Origin of the sequence: Agromyces italicus DSM 16388, assembly GCF_000421545.1 — a bacterium.
In the GTDB taxonomy this organism is placed as follows: domain Bacteria; phylum Actinomycetota; class Actinomycetes; order Actinomycetales; family Microbacteriaceae; genus Agromyces; species Agromyces italicus.
This window is the reverse complement of record NZ_ATXF01000005.1, coordinates 484,824-505,895: the sequence shown is the minus strand read 5'-3', so window position 1 is coordinate 505,895 and position 21,072 is coordinate 484,824. Positions and strand designations below refer to the sequence as shown.

General features: G+C 70.8%; 17 protein-coding genes. 10 read left to right on the top strand and 7 right to left on the bottom strand.

Annotated features, from left to right (window positions below; all coding sequences use genetic code 11):
- Positions 1–26: 26 nt before the first annotated feature.
- Both H516_RS0106735 and H516_RS0106730 read left to right on the top strand, forming a co-directional pair.
- Entirely contained in the window at positions 27–3,290 is a 3,264-nt protein-coding gene (locus H516_RS0106735; protein WP_157432169.1) for a M36 family metallopeptidase, read from the top strand.
- 122 nt (positions 3,291–3,412) lie between these two features.
- Positions 3,413–3,880: a hypothetical protein gene (locus tag H516_RS0106730; RefSeq protein WP_022888958.1), complete on the top strand. Its 468-nt coding sequence runs from the start codon at positions 3,413–3,415 to the stop codon at positions 3,878–3,880.
- A gap of 19 nt (positions 3,881–3,899) precedes the next feature.
- Here H516_RS0106730 and H516_RS18815 read toward each other — a convergent pair whose 3' ends face one another.
- A complete protein-coding gene (locus tag H516_RS18815; RefSeq protein WP_033196939.1) occupies positions 3,900–5,192 on the bottom strand; it encodes an MFS transporter in 1,293 nt (430 codons plus the stop codon).
- 106 nt (positions 5,193–5,298) lie between these two features.
- On the opposite strand from H516_RS18815, the gene H516_RS0106720 reads away from it, so the two are divergent.
- On the top strand, positions 5,299–6,348 hold the full coding sequence (locus tag H516_RS0106720) for a zinc-dependent alcohol dehydrogenase family protein (RefSeq protein WP_022888956.1): 1,050 nt from the start codon (positions 5,299–5,301) through the stop codon (positions 6,346–6,348).
- On the opposite strand, the gene H516_RS18810 is transcribed toward H516_RS0106720, so the two are convergent.
- Positions 6,326–6,928 (bottom strand): hypothetical protein, encoded by a 603-nt coding sequence (locus H516_RS18810; RefSeq protein ID WP_157432168.1) that lies wholly within the window; start codon positions 6,926–6,928, stop codon positions 6,326–6,328. The two genes, H516_RS0106720 and H516_RS18810, sit on opposite strands and share 23 nt — an antisense overlap.
- Positions 6,929–6,995: 67 nt before the next feature.
- Here H516_RS18810 and H516_RS0106710 point away from each other — a divergent pair, with 67 nt between their 5' ends.
- Entirely contained in the window at positions 6,996–8,435 is a 1,440-nt protein-coding gene (locus H516_RS0106710) for a cellulase family glycosylhydrolase (RefSeq protein WP_022888954.1), read from the top strand.
- Between the two features lie 36 nt (positions 8,436–8,471).
- Positions 8,472–8,882, top strand: a complete 411-nt coding sequence (locus tag H516_RS0106705) for a TIGR03667 family PPOX class F420-dependent oxidoreductase (protein WP_022888953.1) — start codon at positions 8,472–8,474, stop codon at positions 8,880–8,882.
- Between the two features lie 39 nt (positions 8,883–8,921).
- Here the strand turns inward: H516_RS0106705 and H516_RS0106700 are convergent, their stop codons facing one another.
- Positions 8,922–9,428 (bottom strand): MarR family winged helix-turn-helix transcriptional regulator, encoded by a 507-nt coding sequence (locus tag H516_RS0106700; RefSeq protein ID WP_022888952.1) that lies wholly within the window; start codon positions 9,426–9,428, stop codon positions 8,922–8,924.
- Between the two features lie 73 nt (positions 9,429–9,501).
- Here H516_RS0106700 and H516_RS21250 point away from each other — a divergent pair, with 73 nt between their 5' ends.
- On the top strand, positions 9,502–10,929 hold the full coding sequence (locus H516_RS21250; protein ID WP_022888951.1) for an MFS transporter: 1,428 nt from the start codon (positions 9,502–9,504) through the stop codon (positions 10,927–10,929).
- A 156-nt stretch (positions 10,930–11,085) separates the two neighbouring features.
- Here H516_RS21250 and H516_RS0106690 read toward each other — a convergent pair whose 3' ends face one another.
- Entirely contained in the window at positions 11,086–11,679 is a 594-nt protein-coding gene (locus tag H516_RS0106690; RefSeq protein ID WP_022888950.1) for a nitroreductase family protein, read from the bottom strand.
- A gap of 201 nt (positions 11,680–11,880) precedes the next feature.
- On the opposite strand from H516_RS0106690, the gene H516_RS0106685 reads away from it, so the two are divergent.
- The 4 genes from H516_RS0106685 (at position 11,881) to H516_RS0106670 (ending at position 17,296) form a co-directional block, all read left to right on the top strand.
- Positions 11,881–13,659 carry a S8 family serine peptidase gene (locus tag H516_RS0106685; RefSeq protein ID WP_022888949.1) on the top strand — a complete coding sequence of 593 codons (1,779 nt, stop codon included), beginning with the start codon at positions 11,881–11,883 and terminating at the stop codon, positions 13,657–13,659.
- Between the two features lie 109 nt (positions 13,660–13,768).
- Positions 13,769–14,323, top strand: a complete 555-nt coding sequence (locus tag H516_RS0106680) for a TetR/AcrR family transcriptional regulator (protein WP_022888948.1) — start codon at positions 13,769–13,771, stop codon at positions 14,321–14,323.
- Positions 14,324–14,415: 92 nt separating this feature from the next.
- Positions 14,416–15,906, top strand: coding sequence for an APC family permease (locus tag H516_RS0106675; RefSeq protein WP_026378515.1), 1,491 nt, complete (start codon positions 14,416–14,418; stop codon positions 15,904–15,906).
- Between the two features lie 67 nt (positions 15,907–15,973).
- The gene (locus H516_RS0106670; RefSeq protein ID WP_022888946.1) at positions 15,974–17,296 is read left to right on the top strand and encodes a flavin monoamine oxidase family protein; all 1,323 of its coding nucleotides are present in this window, start codon (positions 15,974–15,976) and stop codon (positions 17,294–17,296) included.
- 198 nt (positions 17,297–17,494) lie between these two features.
- Here H516_RS0106670 and H516_RS0106665 read toward each other — a convergent pair whose 3' ends face one another.
- The 3 genes from H516_RS0106665 to H516_RS0106650 form a co-directional block, all read right to left on the bottom strand.
- Positions 17,495–18,571, bottom strand: a complete 1,077-nt coding sequence (locus tag H516_RS0106665) for a threonine aldolase family protein (protein ID WP_022888945.1) — start codon at positions 18,569–18,571, stop codon at positions 17,495–17,497.
- Positions 18,572–18,892: 321 nt separating this feature from the next.
- The gene (locus H516_RS0106655; protein ID WP_022888943.1) at positions 18,893–20,047 is read right to left on the bottom strand and encodes an ABC transporter permease; all 1,155 of its coding nucleotides are present in this window, start codon (positions 20,045–20,047) and stop codon (positions 18,893–18,895) included.
- A 32-nt stretch (positions 20,048–20,079) separates the two neighbouring features.
- A complete protein-coding gene (locus H516_RS0106650; protein WP_026378512.1) occupies positions 20,080–20,964 on the bottom strand; it encodes an ABC transporter ATP-binding protein in 885 nt (294 codons plus the stop codon).
- Positions 20,965–21,072: the final 108 nt, after the last annotated feature.

Sequence of the window (21,072 nt, the reverse complement as noted above, 5' to 3'; positions counted from 1 at the left end):
TCCCCGGCGTCCCTCCGGAGGTCGTCGTGACCCGTTCATCTGCCGTGGTTGCCGCGCTCGCCGCAGCCGCGCTCGTCAGCACCCAGCCCGTCGCCGCGTTCGCGGCACCCGGCGCCGAGGCGCCGCCCGATCCCACCGAGGAGTTCGGCACCGCGCTCGTGGCGTACGACGCCGCCGGCGACGTGCGCTCGGTGCTGAACCCGACCGGCCCGCTCACCGAGCCGTCGGACGCCGCAGCCGAGGACATCGCACTCGGCTACCTCGCCGAACATCGCGATGCCTTCGGGCTCGACGGTGCCGGGCTCGAGTCGCTCACCGTCGACGACGTCATCGCCGACGCGAACGGTGTCAGCTACGTGCAGCTGCGGCAGGCCGTCGACGGGATCCCGGTGCATCAGGCGGTCATCACCGCGAGCATCGACGCCGAAGGCCGGCTCGTGCATCTCGGTGGCACCACCGCCGACGTCGCACCGACGACGCCCGCCGCGCCCGATATCACCGCGGCGGAGGCGATCGCCGAGGCCGCGGTCGTGGCATCCGGCACCGACGTCGTCGCCGGCGACCTGCCGGACGCCGCGCAGACGACCGAACGCGACGCCGTCGAGGTGCCCAACTCGATCGCCGTCGAGGGGCTCGTCGACCCGACGCCGCTGAAGGCCGAGCAGCGCTGGTACATGGACGACGAAGGTCGCAGCCTGCGGCTCGCGTGGGTCACCGACGTGGAGATGTCGGGCGAGGTCTGGGTCGAGTCGGTCGTCGACGGCGCCACCGGCGAGGTGCTCGCCGAGTCGAGCCGCTACGCCGAGGTCGGGCCGGAGGGCGACGTCTTCGACGAGGAGCACCCCGAGGCGGCCGGCGCCTCGCGCGAACTGCACCCGTTCTCGGGCATCAACGGCACATGGGTCGACGACACGACCACGAGCGGCAACAACGTCAACGCGTACCGCGACCTCGACAACAGCAACGCGAACGACGAGTACCAGCCGAACACCCCGGCGTCGGGCGACCCCGGCTACCAGGTGTTCGACTACCCGTTCACCGATGCCTGGGCGGTCAACTCCGACTCGAGCCAGGCGAGCCTCGACGCCGACCTCGACGCGATCATCACGCAGCTCTTCTACTACACGAACGTGATGCACGACTACAGCTACGACCTCGGCTTCACCGAGGAGTGGCGCAACTTCCAGGTCGACAACTTCGGCAACGGCGGCGATGACGGCGACCCCGTGCTCGCCGAGGCGCAGGACGGCTGGGACTTCGGGTGCCAGGACAACGCGATGCCGCCGAACGACATCCGCTGCATGAACAACGCCTTCTTCGGGACGCCCGACGACGGTGACAGCCCGCGCATGCAGATGTACATGTGGTCGCTGCCGTTCCGCGACGGCTCGCTCGACGGCGACGTCATCGCGCACGAGTACGGTCACGGCATCTCGACGCGGCTCGTCGGCGATGGCGACTTCGACTACGGCGACGACCAGACCGGCGCCCTCGGCGAGGGCTGGAGCGACGTGGTCTCGTACCTGAAGTGGAACGACGCCGTGGTCGGCGAGTACGTCACCGGCGACGCGACGACCGGGGTGCGCAACGTCGCCTACGACACCTCGCCGCTCGTCTACTCGGACTACAACCCGTACGTGCCCGGGCCGAACACCTCGCCGCACGGCAACGGCACGATCTGGGCGACCATGGTCTACGCCGTGCGCGCCTTCCTCGGGGTGCCCGTGACCGAGCAGCTCGTCATCGACGGCATGAAGAACACGGCGGGCGCCGCCAAGCCCACCTTCGTCGACGCCCGCAACGGCCTGCTCGCGGCCGACATCGCGACCAACGGCGGCGACAACGTGTGCGCCATCTGGTCGGCGTTCGCGCAGCGCGGACTCGGCGAGGGCGCGGTCGCGGCCGGCACCGACGGGCACGCCGCCCAGGCGGACGACGACACCCTGCCCGCCGCCTGTGCACCGACGGCCGACGCGGGCGGTCCCTACGCGACCATCGAGGGCACGGATGCCCCGGTGACCGCCGCCGGCTCGAGCGCGGGCAGCGATCCGAGCGCCGGAGCGATCTCGGCATGGGAGTGGGACTTCGACGGCGACGGCCAGTACGACGATGCGTTCGGCGTGAGCCCGTCGTTCGACCGAGTGGGACAGGACGGCTCGTTCACGATCGGACTGCGCGTCACCGACCTCTACGGCAACACGGCGACCGACACCGCGGAGGTCGACGTCGACAACGTCGCGCCGACGGTGACGATCGAGCCGGTCGCGCCGCTCGACGAGGCCACCCGCACCGCGACGATCACCGGCGTCATCAGCGACCCCGGTTGGCTCGACGACCTCTCGGCGACGATCGACTTCGACGACGGCTCGGGCGCGCAGCCGCTCTCGGGCACCGAGGAGAACGTGCGACCCGACGCCACGCTCGAGTTCGAGACGAGCTTCGACTACGGCGACAACGGGCTGTTCGACGTCGAGGTCTGCGGCTCCGACGACGACATCACCGTGTGCGAGACGGTCGTCGTGGACGTCGCGAACATCGACCCGTCGATCACGATCGACACCACGGGCACGCAGAGTTACGACGGGGTCGAGGCCTTCGTGCTCGATGCCGGCGGCAGCGTGACCATCCCGGTCACCGCGACCGACCCCGGCAGCGACGACCTCACCGTGGTCTGGGATTGGGACGACGGCACCACGAGCGACGAGACCTCGCTCGTGAACCCGCCGGTACTCGACCCGCCGAAGTCGCCCACCGTACAGCCGCGCGACGTCGACCTCTCGGCCGACCACGTCTACGCCGAGGCCTGCCTCTACGACCTCGTCACCGAGGTGACCGACGACGACGGCGGTTCGGCCGCCGACGCTGCTTCGATCGTGGTCGTCGGCGACGGCGAGAAGTCGAAGCAGCACGGCTGGTGGCTGAACCAGATGCGGGTGAAGAACGGCAACGACTTCACGACCGCCGAGCTCGAGTGCTACCTCGAGATCGCCGTCTTCTTCAGCACGGTCTTCAACACCTCACTCGATCGCGGCGACGCCGTTGAGGTCTTCCACACGCCGCCGAAGAACGACGCGGCCGAGCAGTTCGACCAGTTCCTGCTCGCGGCGTGGCTGAACTTCGCGAACGGCTCGGTCGGCCTCGCGACGCCGGTCACGGTGCACGGAGCGGCGACGACCTGGGGCGACGCGATGCTCGAGGTCGAGACCGTGCGCACGAACCCCGCCTCGACGCCGCAGGACATCAGGCAGGCGAAGGGGGTGCTCGCCTCGCTGGCGACGACGAGCGGCTGACTCGTCTGCGAACCGTCGGGAGCCACGCGGCATCCGTTCATCGAGCGGATGCCGCGTGGCCCCTGTCGGCGACGCCGCCCGAATCGCTAGCCTTGCCTCGAACGCGGTTCGAAGGGGGAGACGTGGCCGAGGAGTTCGAGACGGGTGGTGCGGTGCTCAGCCGCACACAGGTCAACGTGGTGCGGCTGATCGGGCTCGCCGGCATCGTCGGCGGGATCCTGCTGATCGTCGTGGCGATCGTCGCTTGGGTCGCCGTGTCGTCGCAGCTGCGGGCCGAGAACATCGTGATCCCCGACGACGCCCCGATCTTCGCGGGCAAGGTCGTCGACGGCCCGATCGATGCGTACGTGCAGGCCGGGGTGATCGACATGCACGCCCGCGAGATGGCCGACGGGAAGACCTACTCGGAGCTCGACCAGGACGACCCGCTGCGCCCGGTCGTGATGAACGCGTCGTTCCTGCGGGCCTCGCTGTTCACCTCGGTGATCTCGTTCGGCATCGCGCTGTTCGCGGGCGGTGCGGGAGTGCTGTTCCTGCTCTTCGGGTGGGCGCTCCGCACGCTCGTGCCGCCGTTGCCGAGGTCGTCGTAGCGCGCGGCGCCATCGGCGCTCAGTCTGCGGTGGGTGCGGTCGGTGACGAGCTCGGATCGGCGGCCCGCTCGGTCGACGCCTCGGGCACGCCGTTCGCGTCGGCCGGGATACGGCGTTCGAGCGCGACGGCGAGCAGGATGATGCCGGCGCAGCCGAGCACCATCACGGCGATGTACCAGGCGTCGAGGCCGTGCTCGAGCAGCACGCCGGCGGCGACGGGGCCGGCGATCGCGCCGCCTTGGAAGGCCGCCGAGTTGATCGCGTTGTAGCGGCCGCGATTGCGGTCGGAGGCGAGGTCGTTGTAGACCGCCGGCACCGTCGGCTGCAGCATCGTCTCGCCGAACGCGAAGACCCCCATGAAGGCGAGCACGCCGATCGCGGCCGCGAGGGTGTCGGGCAGCAGGCCCGCGCCGCCGAGCAGCAGCCACGACCCCGCCCACACGAGGGCCATGACCTGCATGACCCGGGTGCGGCGGTGCCCGCTGATCAGCTTCAGCACGGTGAACTGCAACAGCACGATGACGGCCGTGTTGACGGCGAACGCGAAGCCGATGACCTGCGTCGAGACTTCGGCGACCTGACGGGCGAAGGCCGGGAATCCCGCCTCCATCTGGCCGTAGCCGATGAACACCGAGATGAAGGTCAGCAGCGTCAGCCACAGCACCACCGGCTGGCGCAGGATCTCGCGGTAGCCGCCGACGGGCGGCGCGTCGGCGTCGTGCTCGCCGTGGGTGCGCACGTGACGCAGCGGGCCGAGGAGGAGGGCCATGGGAATGAGGCTCGTCGCCGCGTCGACCAGGAAGATCGTCGTGAAGGTGCCGGGGTCGTCGACGTCGATGAAGAAGCCGCCGACGATGCCGCCGACCCCGATGCCGAGGTTGACCAGCGCGAAGTTGATGCCGAAGTACTGCTGGCGCAGTTCGCCCTCGACGATCGAGGCGATGAGCGCGTTGAAGCCGGGCCAGGAGACGCCGAAGTTGATGCCGATGAGCACGAGCGCGACGGCGGCGACGCCGGGGGTCGTCGCGTAGGCGAGCAGGGTGCAGCCCACGATCATCGCGGCGAGGCCGACGAGCAGCACGACCTTGGCGCCGAAGCGATCGATGAGCGTGCCGCCGGGACCGGTGACCACGAGGCCGGTGACCGCGATCAAGCTCATGAGCGCGCCCGACAGCCCGAGCTCGATGCCGCGCACCTCGTGCAGGTAGATGATCGTGAACGGCAGCGTGAGGCCGCGCCCGAGCGTCTGGATGGCGACGGTCGACAGCAACCATCGCCCTTCGGTCGGCAGGGCGGCCCAGAACGTCTTCATGCCGGTCACTGGGATATCTTGGCGCACGCCGCCGACATCGCGCGTGCCGCCGACATCGCGCGTGCGGCTCGCATGCGACCCGGGTGACGGGAATAGGCTCGGAGTCATGCTCGCCACCGTGATCCACGCCGCCCGTGACATCCGCGTCGAGACCGTGCCCGACCCCGTCATCACGACGGGCGACGACGCCGTCGTGAAGGTCGTCGCGGCGTGCGTCTGCGGCTCCGACCTGTGGCCGTACCGCGGCGTCACGCCGACGCACGAACCGCATCGCATCGGCCACGAGTTCATCGGCGTCGTCGAGGCCGTCGGCGACGAGGTCGTCTCGGTGCAGGTCGGCGACTTCGTGATCGCGCCGTTCTACGTGTGCGACAACACCTGCGTGAACTGCCGCAACGGCGTCTCGACCTCGTGCCTGCACGGCGGATGGTGGGGCGAGCCCGACCGCTCGGGCGCCCTCGCCGACGGCGGCCAGGGCGAGCGCGTGCGCGTGCCGCTCGCCGACGGCACCCTCGCCGTGGTGCCGGGGCCGGTGCGCGACGAGCTGATCCCGGGGCTCCTCACGCTCTCCGATGTCATGGGCACCGGGCACCACGCCGCCGTCTCGGCCGGGGTCGGCCCGGGCGACACGGTCGCCGTCGTGGGCGACGGCGCGGTCGGGCTCTGCGCGATCATCGCGGCGAAGCGGCTCGGGGCCGCCACGATCATCGCGATGAGCCGTCACCCCGAGCGCCAGGCGCTCGCCCGCCGGTTCGGGGCGACCGAGGTCGTCGCCGAACGCGGCGCCGAGGGCATCGAGCGGGTGCGCGAGCTGACCGGCGGCATCGGCGCCGACCGGGTGCTCGAGTGCGTCGGCACCAAGGAGTCGATGGACCAGGCGATCCGCTCGGCCCGCCCCGGCGGCATGGTCGGCTACGTCGGGGCGCCGTACGCAGAGCCCGAACTGCCGGTGCGCTCGCTCTTCAACCGCAACGTCGGCGTGAACGGCGGGGTCGCCTCCGTTCGCGGCTACATCGACGAGCTCCTGCCCGAGGTGCTCTCGGGCGCGATCGAGCCGGGGCTCGTGTTCGACCTCGAGCTTCCGCTCGCCGAGGCCGCCGAGGCGTACGCGGCGATGGACGAGCGTCGGGCGATCAAGGTGCTGCTGCGCCCCTGACCGGTTCGCCGGCTGCGGCATCCGTTGATCGTCCGTGCGCCTCATCGTGCCCCGCGCGGCGCCCGACCGCCGCGACGATCGCCGCGACCGCACCGATCACGAGCCCGACGAGCGCCCCCACGAGCGCCGAGACGAGCACGTTGGCGACGAGCGACCCCAGATAGGTGCCGAGGTCGGCATGCACGGCGAACGAGCTGAACACCCCGCGCACGACGTTGCCCGCAACGACCGAGAGGGTCGCGACGCCGACGCTGCGGCCGAACGCACGAGCCGCGCCCGGGTGCGGCCTCCGGCGATCGGCGGCCCGAAGCAGCACGAACGCGGTGACGAGCATCACCGCGGCGCCGGTGAGGTCGGCCGCCCAGAACGCCCAGCTCGTCTCGCCGAGGGGAACCGCCCGCAGCGGGGGGATCAGGAACGGCAGCCCCGCGGCCGCGGGCACCGCGAGCAGTGGAACCCAGGTCGTCGCGGTGCCGATGATCGGCTGGATGCCGATGACGATCGAGCTCGCCGCGAGCGCGATCAGCACGGTCCACGAGACGGGGCCGAGCCGATGTGGGTCAACTGTCCTAGTTGGCATGCGATCGATGATAGCCTCACCCTCACGTCCGTCAAGGGGCGGTTTCGCACGGGTCGAGGAGGACGACGTGAGATTCGGTGCACGCGGGGCGCTCGCCGCCGCCCTGGTCGGCATGATCGCGGTCGGCGGCATCGCCGCGGCCCTGCGTACGCCCGGGCCGGCGCGGGCGGAGGGCATGATGACCGACGAGGCGAACCGTGCCATCGTCGCCCACGGCTTCAACACGGCGTCGAGCTCGAAGAGCGTGCCCGACGGCATGCCCGACTTCACCGAGGCCGACCTCGACGCCGAGCACGCCGACATGGGCACCGACTTCGTGCGGTTCCTCATCTCGTGGCGCAAGGTCGAGCCCGAGCCGGGCGTCTACGACGAGCAGTACCTCGACGACGTCGCCGAACGCGTCGAGTGGTACGACGAGCGCGGCTACCGCGTGATGCTCGACATGCACCAGGATCTCTGGGGCTCCGGAATCACCCCGGGCGGCATGGACGGCAACGGCGCCCCGGTCTGGGCGACGTACCTCGACGGATTCCCCGTTGCCGATCACGACCAGTGGGAGCTCTACTACCTCGAGCCCGGCGTCATCCGCGCCTTCGACAACTTCTGGAACACGACCGGCGAGCATCCCGAGCTGATGGACCACTACGCCGGCGCCTGGCGCGCCGTCGCCGAGCGATTCGCCGATGTCGACGCCGTCGTCGCCTACGACCTCATGAACGAGCCCTACGGCGGCACGCTGCAGGGCCCCGCATTCGAGGCCGGGCCGCTCACCGAGCTCTACCAGCGCAGCGTGAACGCGATCCGCGAGGTCGACCAGGACAGCTGGGCGTGCCTCGAACCGCAGGCGCTCGGCTTCAACTGGGGCCTGCCGTCCGGCCTCGGGTTCGTCGACGACCCGCGCGAGGGCGACGCCCGGATCGCGTTCTGCCCCCACCTGTATCCGCTGCCGATGGACCTCGGCGAGGGCTTCAGCGGCACCTCCCGCGATCTCGTCGAGGGGACGGTCGCGGCCTGGCGCTCGAACACCCTGCGCACGGCCGAGGCGCTCGGCGACGTGCCCGTCATCCTCGGCGAGTTCGGGCTCGACACCACCCTGCCCGGCGCCCTCGACTACGTCGACCTCGTCTACACGACCACGGATGCCTCGGGGATCGGCGTGACGTACTGGTCGCGCGACCCGGGCAGTTGGGGGCCGTACGAGGACGACGGCACCCCGGGCACCCGGCGCAACCTCGTCGACGAGCTCGACCGGCCGTACCCGCGGGCGGTCGCGGGCGAGCTGCACGGCTGGGACTCGGAGCCGACCCGGCTCGTGATCGAGTTCGTGCCCGATTCGGCGGCCACGGCGCCGACCGAGGTGTACCTGCCCGCCGACGGCTTCCCCGACGGCGCCGTCGTCGAGGGGGGCGAGGTCGCCGACTGGGATCCCGAGGCGCGCATCCTGTCGATCGAGACGGCACCCGCCGACGGCGGAGGCGCGGTGCAGCTCGTCATCTCTCCGGAGTGACGCCTGCGTGCGCCGAAGATGCGGGAGGATGCATCCATGTCGACTGAACTGCAGCTGAGCGAGCGCGTCATCGAACGACTCGCGACCGAGGAGACCGTCTGGCTCACGACGGTGAACCGGCACGGCACGCCCATGCCGACGCCGGTGTGGTTCGTGTGGAACGACGGTGAGCTGATGCTGCTGTCGCAGCGCGACACCCCGAAGCTCGCGAACCTCGCGCGCAACCCGCGCACCGCGCTGCACTTCAACACCGACGCCGGGGGCGACGACGTCGCGGTGTTCACCGGTTCCGCGCGCATCGGCGAGGTCGGCGAGGCGCCCGAATGGGCCGAGTACGCCGAGAAGTACGCGAGCGCGATCGAGCGCATCGACTACACGCCCGAGCGCTTCATCGCCGAGTACTGCGTGCCCGTGCGGGTGACGGTCGAGCGCGTGCGCTCCTGGTAGCGGGTCTCGGAACGCGCCGGGCCGATCCCGCCCGGGCGACTACGCGTCGATGTCGTCGAGCCGGGCGATGACGACCTCGAGCAGGCGCGCGAGCTCACCTCGCTCGTCGTCGCTCAGGTCTTGCAGCACGTCGGACTCGACGACGTCGGAGCCGCGGATCGCCACGCTGAACAGCTGCCACCCGGCGTCGGTGAGGCTCACGTAGATGCGGGTGCGGTTCTCGGCGTCGGGCGTGCGCTCGACGAGCCCGCGTTCGGCGAGCTTGTCGAGGCGGTGCGTCATCGAGGAGGGTGCGACGTTCGTGAGCTCGGCGAGCTGGCTCGGCGTCAGCGCGTCGCCGGCCTTCGCGAGCGAGGTGACGACGGCCCATTCGCCGGCGGTCACGTCGAGGTCGACGAGTTGGTGCGCGTACCACTGGTCGAGCTTCTTCGTGAGGCCCTGCACGGCGGTGATGACCCGCTGCACCGACTCTTCGCCGCCCGCCTTGACGTAGGTCGCGACGGCGCGCCGATGGAGCTCCTGGGCGCTCGGGGTGCTTCTGGCCATACGGGAATTCTCGCATGCATCTTTCGGTTGCTAATATTTCGATATCGAAGACTTCGTATTCGAAGGGTGAGGGATGCCTCGGGCCGACGCCGGCCGCGAGGCATCCCTCTGCTCGTCGAGACCTCGGGAGGAGGACACCATCATGCGCGCACGCCTGCTCATTCTGGCCAGTGCCATCGGTTCGCTCGGTTGGGGGGCGGTGCTGCCCTACCAGTACGCCTACGCGGCCGACACCCGCGACTGGGGTGCCCTCGTCGCCGCGGGCGCCTCGTCGCTGTTCTCGATCGGCGCCCTCGTCGCGGCGCCGCTCGCCGGTCGGCTCGCCGACCGCTTCGACCCCGTGCGCGTGGCCGTCGTCGCCCAGCTGCTCGGCGCGGCGGGCGTCGCCTCGCTCGTGCTCGCCGACGCGCCGGGGCTCTTCCTCGCCGGCGTGCTCGTCTTCGGGCTCGGGCTCTCGGCCGCCGTGCCCGCGAAGCAGGTGCTCGCCCTCACCTGGTCGTCGAGCGACGACCGCCGCAAGGTGTTCGCGTACAAGTTCACGGGCGAGGCGCTCGGCATGGCGGCGGGTGCGTTCCTCGCGGGGCTCGTCGTCGACCTCGACCGGGCCGACGGCCTCGACATCGCGTTCATGATGGCCGCGGGCGGCTTCGTGCTGTCGTCGGCGATCATCGCGCTCGCCGGGCGGCTGCCGTTCGCCGACCGGCTCGCGGGCGGCGCGCGTGCGAGTGCTGCCGAGACATCCGACCCCCTTTCGACCGCGACCGGCTCGATCGGCGCGATCGACGCGGCCACCGGAGCGATCGCCTCCGTCGACCTCGACGGCGACGGGCACGCCGACGGTGCCGCCCGCTCGAAGGGCGCCCTGCGGGTGATCTTCGCCCAGCCCGCCATGCGGTGGACGGCCGTCGTGACGATCGCGCTCGCGCTCGGCTTCTACGCCCAGTTCGAGTCGGGGCTGCCCGCCTACGGCATCACCGTGCTCGACGTCGACCCCTCGGCGATCGGCCTCGCCGCCGCGATCAACTGCATCGTGATCGTGGCGCTGCAGGTCATCGTCGTGAAGCTCACCGCGAAGCGCAGCGCCCCTGCGCTGCTGATGGCGGTCGGCTCGATCTGGGTGGCGTCCTGGCTCATCCTCTCGGCGGCGCAGTTCTCGCCGGGCATCGCCACGGCGCTGTTCGTCACGACCTACGGCATCTTCGCCGTCGGCGAGACGATCTACAGCCCCGTGCTGAACCCGCTCACGGCTCAGCTCGCGCCGAAGGGAATGGTCGGGCAGACGCTCGGCACGATCGCCGCGCTGCAGACCGCGTTCTCGGCGGCCGGCCCGCTCGTCGCGGGAGTGCTGCTCGGCGCGGGCCTGACCGACGTCTTCCTCGGCATGCACCTCGCGGTGAGCGCGCTCGCGGTGTTCGCCGCGTGGCGCATCAAGAAGGCGCTCTCGCGCGAGCCGGACAACGCGCGGCGCGATCCGTCGACGACGGTCCGCGTGCAGGCCTGAGCGTCAGGCGACGGCGGACCGCCGGGCGAGGCTGTCCGGTCGTGGGCGGCAGTCGGGAGGAGTTCGGCGGATCGGGAGGAGCGAATCCGCGGTCGGCTCCTCCGTATCGTGCGAACTCCTCCCGACGGCCGCGCGGCGGGGCACGAGCGGGCGGGGTTACTCGCCGACGGTGACGAACTCGCCGAGCGTCTTGCGCTGACGCGGCGCGACCTCGCGCTCGCGCAGCACCTCGGGCAGGCGGTCGACGTCGCCGAGCGCCCCGATCGTGGTGATCGAGACGACCTCCTGGCTCTCGGGCAGGCCGAACGCATCGTGGATCGCCGCCGCGTCGAAGCCGCCCATCTGATGGGTGTGCAGGCCCTCGTGCTGCGCCTGCACGGTGAGGTGCGCGACGGCCTGACCGAGGTCGTAGCGCGCCCACGGGCGGTCGCGACCCTCGGCGTCGACCGTCTCGGCGATGTTGACGACGAGCACGGCGGCCGAGTCGGCCCACTCCTGGTTGAAGCCCGCCATCTTGTCGTGCAGGGTCGCGAACGCCTCGGTGCCGCGACGGGCGACGATGAAGCGCCACGGCTGCGAGTTGTTCGCCGACGGCGCCCAACGGGCTGCCTCGAGGATGGTGCGCAGCGTCTCGGTCTCGACGACCGCATCGGGGTCGAAGGCGCGCGGGCTCCAGCGGTCGGCGAGCGGGTCGATGAGGGGAGCGGCGGTGTCGGCCTTGCGGGAGGTGAGGTCGGTGACGAGCGTCATGGGGTGGTGCCTTCTGGATCGGGGGAGGTGCCGGGTCGCCGTTGTCCCGAGAATGCGAACGCATGGATGCTACGCCGCATTCCCCGAGCGTCGGCTGGGCGCCGTGCTTCTGGGCGAGCGCGCTCCGCGCGCCCCCTGTCCGGGGGGCATGGCGTGTGACAGCATGGCCGGGCAAGTTCCATCGATGAGGAAGGAAACTACATGCTGAAGATGCGATCCATCGCAGCGGCTTCCGTGTTCGCGCTCGCGCTGACCGCGCTCGCCGCGTCACCGGCGGGTGCCGTCACCGGCGCGGAGGCGAGCGGCGACCACGAGTACGTCGTGCTCTTCGCCGAAGGCGTCTCGAGCGCCGACGCACTCGCCGCGATCGAGGCAGCCGGCGGTACCGTCGTCGCCGAGAACGCGGCCGTCGGCGTCGCCACCGTCACCGCAGGGGCCGGCTTCGCCGCCGCGGCCGACGCGCAGGCGGTCATCCAGGGCACGGCCGAGAACCGGGTGATCGGCGACGTGCCCGAGTCGCGTGCAGTGAACGGCGAGGCCCGCAAGGTCGACGCCGTCGAGCAGGAGACCCGCGAAGCGGGGCTGGCCGATGGGCCGCGCAGCGCGAAGGGCGATGCGAAGTCGAACTCGGGCAAGAAGCACCGTCCTGGCACGCCCGAGGCCGAGCCGCTCGCCGACCTCCAGTGGGACATGCAGCAGATCGACGCCACCGTCGACGGCTCGTACGCCCGCCAGCAGGGCTCGAAGGGCGTGCGCGTCGGCATCATCGACACCGGTGTCGACGGCAGTCACCCCGACATCGCACCGAACTTCGACGCTGAGCTGAGCCGCAACTTCACAGTCGACGTTCCGGCAGACGCGAACGGCGGCGAGATCGACGGCGCCTGCGCCGACGACCCCGACGGCTCCTGCGAAGACGCGGCCGACGTCGACGAGAACGGTCACGGCACGCACGTCGCCTCGACGATCGGCTCGCCGATCAACGGGCTCGGCATGGCGGGCGTCGCCCCGAACGTGACGCTCGTGAACCTCCGCGCCGGTCAGGACTCGGGCTACTTCTTCCTCCAGCCCTCGATCGACGCGCTCACCTATGCGGGCGACGCCGGCATCGACGTCGTCAACATGAGCTACTACGTCGACCCGTGGCTGTTCAACTGCACGAGCCACCCCGCCGACTCGGCCGAGGATCAGGCCGAGCAGGCCGTCATCATCGAGGCGATGCAGCGCGCGCTCGACTACGCCCGCGGCCACGGCGTGACCCTCGTCGCCGCCGCAGGCAACGAGGCGATCGACTACACGAAGTCGGTCACCGACGGGGGCAGCCCCGACTTCGCGAGCGTGCCGGGTGAAGCGGCGTACGTTCGTGACCTGCTCGACCCCGCCTCGTGCGTGTCGATGCCGGCCGAGGGCGACGGCGTGATCTCGGTCTCGAGCACGGGCATCTCGGAGCGCAAGGCCTACTACTCGAGTTACGGCAACGGATACATCGACGTGGCGGCACCCGGCGGCGACTCGTACGACACCCCGGCCGGCACGCGCGACGTCACCAAGACGATCCTCGCGGCCTACCCCGAGTCGCTCGCGATCGCGAACGGCGAGCTCGACGAGAACGGCGACCCGCTCGTCTCGAACATCGTGAAGAGCTGTGACGACGAGGGCACCTGCGGCTACTACCAGTTCATCCAGGGCACCTCGATGGCCTCGCCCCACGCCGCAGGCGTCGCGGCGCTCGTCGTGAGCGAGTACGGCGCGAAGGACCCGCTGAACGGCGGCCTGCGCATGAACCCGAACGCGGTCGAGAAGAAGCTGCTGAAGACGGCGGCCGACGAGGCGTGCCCGATTCCCGCCGACTTCACGTACACCCGTCACCTGCCGAACGGCTCGACCTCGACGGCGACGCACTCGTGCGAGAGCGCGAAGAAGAGCAACGGCTTCTACGGCTCGGGCATCGTGAACGCGCTGGCGGCCGTCGGCCGCTGATCGAATCCGGGCGCCGGCGACGGCGCACGCGCGGCATCGGGGCGCGACATCCGTTCTCTCTCGAACGGGTGTCGCGCCCCTGTCGTGTCGCCGCCCGTACGATGTGCAGATGATCACCGTCGACGGGCAGGCCGCCCGAGTCCTCGCCGCGTACACCGACCTGCTGGTCGAGCGGGGAATCCGCGGGGCGACGCTCGAGGCGATCGCCGGCCGGGCCGGGCTGTCGAAGTCGGGGCTGCTGCATCACTTCGGGTCCGTGGGGGCGCTGCGAGCCGCGCTCCTCGTCGAGATGCGGGCGCAGGCCGGGCGCGATGCCGATGAGATGCGTGCCGCGCCCGAAGCGGCGGTGCGGTACTACCTCGTGTCGTCCCTCGACCGCGACAGCGAGCTCGAGCGACTCATCGATGCGGGGTACCGGGTCGCGCAGACCGGCGACGAGACGGCGCTCGACGCGCTGCGCGCCTGCCGTGACGACTGGCTCGAGGCGCTCGTCGAGGCGACGGGCGACGAAGGACTGGCCCGGATGGTGCTCTTCGTCGGCGACGGCGTGAACCACAACGCGCTGATGAGCCCGCCCGAGGGCGACGAGGTGCTCACCTCCGCGCATGTGGACTGGCTCATCGCGACCCTCGAGGCGATGCGCCACCCGGTGCCGACCGACTAGTCGGTCGGCGGGGTAGGATGTTCGCGTCCCCCACCCCTCGACGATGAGCAGGTCACGTGAGCACCACCCGTGCGGTCGACACCGCCTCCCCCATGAACACTTCCGGCTCGGGCGCGCCCACCAAGGGGCTCGCCATCGGCAAGCTCGGCCTGTGGGGCTCGACCGTCATCGGCATCGCCTCGACCGCCCCGCTGTTCTCGCTCGCCGCGACCCTCGGCTACGTGATCATCGCCGTCGGCGCACAGGCACCCGTCGCGTTCATCCTCGCGTTCGTGCCGATGCTGTTCACCGCCTTCGCCTACCGCGAGCTCAACAACGACGTGCCCGACTGCGGCACCGTGTTCACGTGGGCCGCGAAGGCCTTCGGCCCGCGCACGGGCTGGATGGCGGGCTGGAGCATCGCCGTCGCCGGCGTGCTCGTCATGGCGAACCTCGCCGAGATCGCCTCGGTGTACCTCCTCAGCCTCCTCGGCGACGGTTCGCTCGCCGAGGATCGCGTCATCGTCACCGTGTTCGGATGCCTCATCATCGCCGTGATGACGTGGGTGTCGCTCCGCGGCGTCGAGATCGGCGAGCGCATGCAGCAGGTGCTGCTCGCGATCCAGTACCTCGCGATGGCGGCCTTCGTGATCGGATGCCTCGTCGGCTACTTCTCGGGCTACGCCCCCGACGCCACCCCGATCTCGCTCGACTGGTTCAACCCGTTCCTCGCCGACGGCACCGGCATGGTGCAGGCGATCCTGCTCGCGCTCTTCATCTACTGGGGCTGGGACACCTGCCTCGCCCTCACCGAGGAGACGAAGGACCCACGTCGCACCCCGGGTCGCGCCGCGACGCTCACCACGGTGATCCTGCTGGTGACCTACGTCGGCATCACCGTCGTCGCGATGATGTTCGCCGGCCTCGGCGACACCGGCACGGGACTCGCGAACGAGACGAACGCCGACGACGTGTTCACGGTCCTCGCGGGCATGGCGATGGGGCCGATGGGCTGGTTCCTCGTGATCGCCGTCGCGATCTCGGCGCTCTCCTCCTCCCAGACCACGATCCTCCCGACCGCGCGCGGCACCTTCGCCATGGGCGTCTACCAGGCGCTCCCCGCCCGCTTCGCCAGGGTGCACGAGTCGTCGAAGACGCCGACGTTCTCGACGACCCTCGTCGGGGTCATCGCGATCGTCTACTACGCGGGCATGAACCTCGTCTCGACCGATGTGCTCGCCGACTCGCTGCTCTCGATGGGACTCGCCATCGCGTTCTTCTACGCCATCGCGAGCTTCGCGTGCGTCTGGTACTTCCGCCGCACGCTGTTCGCGAGCCGCCGCAACGTCTTCTTCCGGCTCGTCTTCCCGCTCCTCGGCGGCATCTTCATGGCGTGGGCGTTCGTGCAGTCGGCGATCGACATGCTGAACCCCGACTACGGCTACTCGCAGGTCGCGGGGGTCGGCGGCGCGTTCATCGTGGGCATCGGGTCGCTCCTGCTCGGGGTGGTGCTCATGTTCGTCTGGGCGATGTTCCCGGGCTCCCGCGACTACTTCCAGAAGCGCTCGCTCAATCGCGACACCGAGGTGCTCGCGCCCGAGTGAGGAGGCGGGCGTGCGCCTCCGCCCGCCGTGCCCGTCCATCGACTTCCGATCCGAAGGAGCCCGATCCATGTTCGACACCGTCATCGTCGGAGCCGGCGTCGCCGGACTGACCGCCGCCCGGCTGCTGCATGCGGCCGGGCGCCGCGTCGTCGTGCTCGAGGCGCGCGACCGCGTCGGCGGCCGGACCTGGACCGACCGCGCCCCGGGCTTCAGTATCGATCGGGGCGCCTCGTGGATCCACGGGATCGACGGCAACCCCCTCACTGGACTCGTCGAGGCCTTCGGCATGCCGACTGTCGAGTTCACTGTCGGGAGCTTCCAGGCGGGCGGGCGCCCGATCGCGAACTACGACGAGGCGCACCGCCAACTCGATGCCGCGGCGACCGACGCGTGGCTCGCCGACGCCGAGGAGGTCGGCGCTCGTCTCGCGGCGGCGGCCGCGGCATCCGGGCCGGGCGAGAGCTATGCCGACGTCGTCGAGCGCGTGCTCGACGAGCTCGGCTGGAGCGCGGAGCGCGCGGCTCGCGCCCGCGCGTTCCACCGCCACCGCACCGAGGAGCAGTGCGGCGCCGACGGCGCGGAGGTCGACGCCCACGGACTCGACGAAGACGCGATCGACGGTGACGAGGTGGTGTTCCCCGGCGGCTACGACGCGCTCGCGACCGCGCTCGCGGAGGGCCTCGACGTCCGGCTCGAGCACGCCGTCACCGTGGTGTCATGGTCGGAGTCCGGCGTCCGCATCACCACCGCGACCGAGTCGTTCGACGCCGCAGAAGTGGTCGTCACGGTGCCGCTCGGGGTGCTCAAGGCCGGGGCGATCGCCTTCGAGCCCGCGCTGCCCGAGACGGTGGCCGGAGCGATCGATCGCGTCGGGATGGGCACGTTCAACAAGGTCTTCCTGCAGTTCCCCGAGCGCTTCTGGCCGGACGGCGACTACGCGATCCGTCGGCTCGGCGCCGACAGCGTGCCCTGGCACTCCTGGTACGATGTGTCGGCCGTCAGCGGCACCCCGATGCTGCTGACCTTCGCGGGCGGTGAATGGGCCCGCCGCATCGAGCAGATGGCCGACGACGAGATCGTCGCCTCGGTGCTCGACGGACTCCGGCCCATCTACGGCGGGGCGCTGCCCGAGCCGACCGGACACTGGATCACCCGCTGGGGCTCCGACCCGTTCGCCCTCGGCTCGTACTCGTACGTCGCCCGGGGCGCCACGTACGAGGATCACGACCTCATCGCCACACCGATCGGCGGCGTGCTGCACCTCGCAGGCGAGGCGACCTGGGGTGATTGCCCGGCGACCGTCAACGGGGCGCTGCTCTCGGGTCACCGCGCTGCCGAACGCGTCCTCGGCACCTCGATCCCGCTCGAGCGCCTGGTCGCGGGCGACTGACCCGCGCGGGTGTTCCGGGCCGGGGCATTCCTTCCCGGCGACTACGTCACTGATCCGCTTGAGGTATCAGTGACGTGAGGGCTGCGGCGGCGCGGCGCGCACGGCTGATACCCGAGGCGTATCAGTGACGTAGTGTCGCGGAGTTTCAGCCCCCGGGGCTGATACCCGAGGCGTATCAGTGACGTAGTGTCGCGGAGGTCATTCCCCGGCGAGCTCCTCGCGGATGCCGGCGACGAACGCGTCAATGTCGGCTTCGCTCGTGTCGAAACCGCACATCCAGCGGACCTCGCCGCGAGCGGCGTCCCAGTCGTAGAAGCGGAAGCCGCGGTCGCGCAGCTTGTCGGCGACGCCCTGCGGCAGGGTCGCGAAGACGCCGTTCGACTGCGTCTCCTGCGAGAAGCCGAGGCCCGGCAGCTCGCCCGCCGCGATGCCGGCGTCGAGCGCATCACGCAGGCGCGCGGCCATCGCGTTCGAGTGGGTCGCGTTGCGGAGCCACAGATCGCCCTCGTAGAGCGCGATGAGCTGCGCCGAGACGAAGCGCATCTTCGAGGCGAGCTGCATGTTGAGCTTGCGCAGGTACTTCAGTCCCTCGGATGCCTCGGGGTTCAGCACCACGATCGCCTCGGCGCCGAGGCATCCGTTCTTGGTACCGCCGACGCTGAGCACGTCGACGCCGGCGTCGCGAGTGAACTCGCGCAGCGGTACGCCGAGCGTCGCACCCGCGTTCGAGAGGCGAGCGCCGTCCATGTGCAGCTTCATGCCGTGCGCGTGGGTGTGCTCGGCGATCGCGCGCACCTCGTCGACGGTGTAGGCAGTGCCGAGCTCGCTCGTCTGCGTGATCGACACGACGAGCGGCTGCGCGCGGTGCTCGTCGCCCCAGCCCCACGCCTCCTCGTCGATGAGCTCGGGGGTGAGCTTGCCGTCGGGCGCGGCGACGGTGAGCAGCTTGATGCCGCCGACCCGCTCGGGCGCCCCGCCCTCGTCGGCGTTGATGTGCGCCGTCTTCGCCGAGACGACCGCACCCCAGCGGGGAAGCATCGACTGCAGACCGGTCACGTTCGCACCGGTGCCGTTGAACACCGGGAAGGCCTCGACGCCCTCGCCGAAGTGCCGGGCGAACACCTGCTGCAGGCGCTCGGTGTAGACATCCTCGCCGTACGCCACCTGGTGGCCGTCGTTGGCGGTCGCGATGGCGGCGAGCACCTCGGGGTGCACGCCCGAGTAGTTGTCGGAGGCGAAGCCGCGGAAGGTCGTGTCGTGGAGCGGAGAGTTCACTGAACCATCCTCCCATCCGGCACCTGGCAGGCATCGTGACGGCGGACGCACGGAATCGGCGCATTCGCGCCGCCGACGCACGGATGCCGCGGGGCGGGCGGCGCGGACGTCGCAGGTGATTCGGCGCGGATACGAATGCAGGACTGTACCGCCGGCACCTCGGGATACGGGCGAGCTCACCGGAGCGTCCTGCAAGTCGGCGCGGTCGGGCGCTGCGGGCTCGGGCACTTGCAGGACCATGCGGCCGGCACCTCGGGATACGGGGGTGCCGGCCGGGTCTTCCTGCAAGTCGGCGCGGTCTGAACCGCGCGTGCCCGCCCGTTACCCGCGCAGCGCCTCGGCGAGTGGCACCCGCGACCCCGTCTTGAGGAGGGTGTTGCGGTAGATCCGCTCGCCGATCGCGACGGCGAGCGCCGTCGTCGCGATGAGGATCACGAGCGAGAGGATCGGCTCCCACCACTCGGCCTGGCCGAGGAAGACGCGCACGGGCATGCCCACCGGCGCGGAGAACGGGACGTAACTCATGATCGCGAGCACGGTCGGGTCGTCGAAGAAGAAGATCACGAGGAAGTACGGGATCATCACGAGCATCGTCACGGGCGTGGTGACCGAGCCCATGTCCTCGGCGCGCGAGACCATCGCGGCGCTCGCGGCGAAGAGCGCGGCGAGCATCACGAAGCCGACCGCGAAGAACACGACGAACCAGACCACCGAGCTGCCGAGCCCGCCGAGCAGCACCTTCTGCCCGGTGACGAGCAGCCCCGCGATCGCGAGCACTGCGATCGCGACGATCTGCCCGAACGCGAGCACGCTGTTGCCGATCACCTTGCCGGTGAGCAGCGCGCGCGCCGACACCGTCGAGAGCAGGATCTCGACGACCCGGGTCTGCTTCTCCTCGACCACCGACTGGGCGATCGTCGAGCCGAAGGTGATCGCCGACATGAAGAACACGATGCCGAACCCGAAGGCGACGAGGTAGGCGAGGCCGGGGTCGACCGCGGCCGGCTCGAGCAACTCGACCGTCGGGTGCACCGCGAGTGCCTGCACGACGCCCGACGGCGTCTGGTCGAGGCCGATGACGGCGATGCCGAGCGGGTCGGATGGCGCGGGCGCGACGATCGCCTCGACCTCGCCGTCGCGCAGCAACTGCTCGCCGGCGGCCTCGTCGTCGACGGGCACCGGATCGAGCGCCGCGTTGCCCTCGACGGCGGTCGCCGCAGCGCCGACGACGGCGACCTTCGCCGGGTCTGACTGGCCGCCGAAGAGGCTGCCGAGCACCACCGAGGCGAGCACCGCGAGCATGAGGATGCCGGTCGAGATGAGGAAGGCCTTGCTGCGCAGCCGCATCGTGATCTCGCGGCCCGCGATGAGCGAGACGCTGTCGACGAAGTTCGGGGCCGGGACAGCTGGTCGAGGAGGCGCGCCGGCGCCGTCTCGAGACCTCGCGCTCGGTCTCGAGACGTTCGCTTCGCTCACTCCTCGACCAGCTGTGTTATCGGATCCGGTGCTCATCGCACGACCTCCTTGAAGATCTGGGCGAGCGTGGTGTGCTCGCGGGTGAAGCTCACGACCTCGCCGCGGGAGACGGCCTCGGCGAGCACGGCCTGCCGCGCGGCATCCGATTCGGCTTCGAAGACCGCCCAACCGCCGTCGAACTCGGCGACCGTGATGCCCGGGCGCTCGCGCAGCCAGCCGGTGTCGCCGGAGGTCAGGAGCTCCCAGCGCTCCGAGCCGTGCTCGGCACGGAGCGCGTCGCGACCGCCGGAGGCGGCGATGCGGCCGCCCGCGATGATGACGAGGTCGTCGCACAGGCGCTCGACGATGTCGAGCTGGTGACTCGAGAAGAGCACGGGCACGCCGCCCGCGGCGGCATCGGCGAGCACCCCCTGCACCGTCTCGACCGCCATCGGGTCGAGACCCGAGAAGGGCTCGTCGAGCACGAGCACCTCGGGGTGGTGCACGAGAGCTGCGGCGATCTGCGCCCGCTGCTGGTTGCCGAGCGACAGCGACTCGATCGTGTCGTCGAAGCGCTCGCCGAGGCCGAGGCGATCGAGCAGTTCCGTCGCATTGCGGCGCGCGGCGGCGGGAGCCCAGCCGTGCAGGCGCGCGAGGTACACCGCCTGCTCGAGCACCTTCATCTTGGGGTAGAGCCCGCGCTCCTCGGGCATGTAGCCGAAGCGGCGGCGGTCGGTGGCGGTGAGGGGCGAGCCGTCGAGCGAGACGCTGCCGCCGTCGGCGGCGAGCACACCGAGGATGATGCGCATCGTCGTCGTCTTACCGGCGCCGTTGCCGCCGACGAAGCCGGTGAGCCGGCCGTCGCCGACCGAGAATGAGACCGCGTCGAGCGCGAGGCGCTCCCCGTAGCGCTTGGTCACGTCGTTGAGTTCGAGCATGTCCTCACGGTACGGATGCCGCGAGGCCGGCGTCATCCGCCTGGCGACGGGTATCGCAGCTCCGCCTCGCGGGGGAGCGGGTTACGGATGTCGGCGGTCGAGGTTACC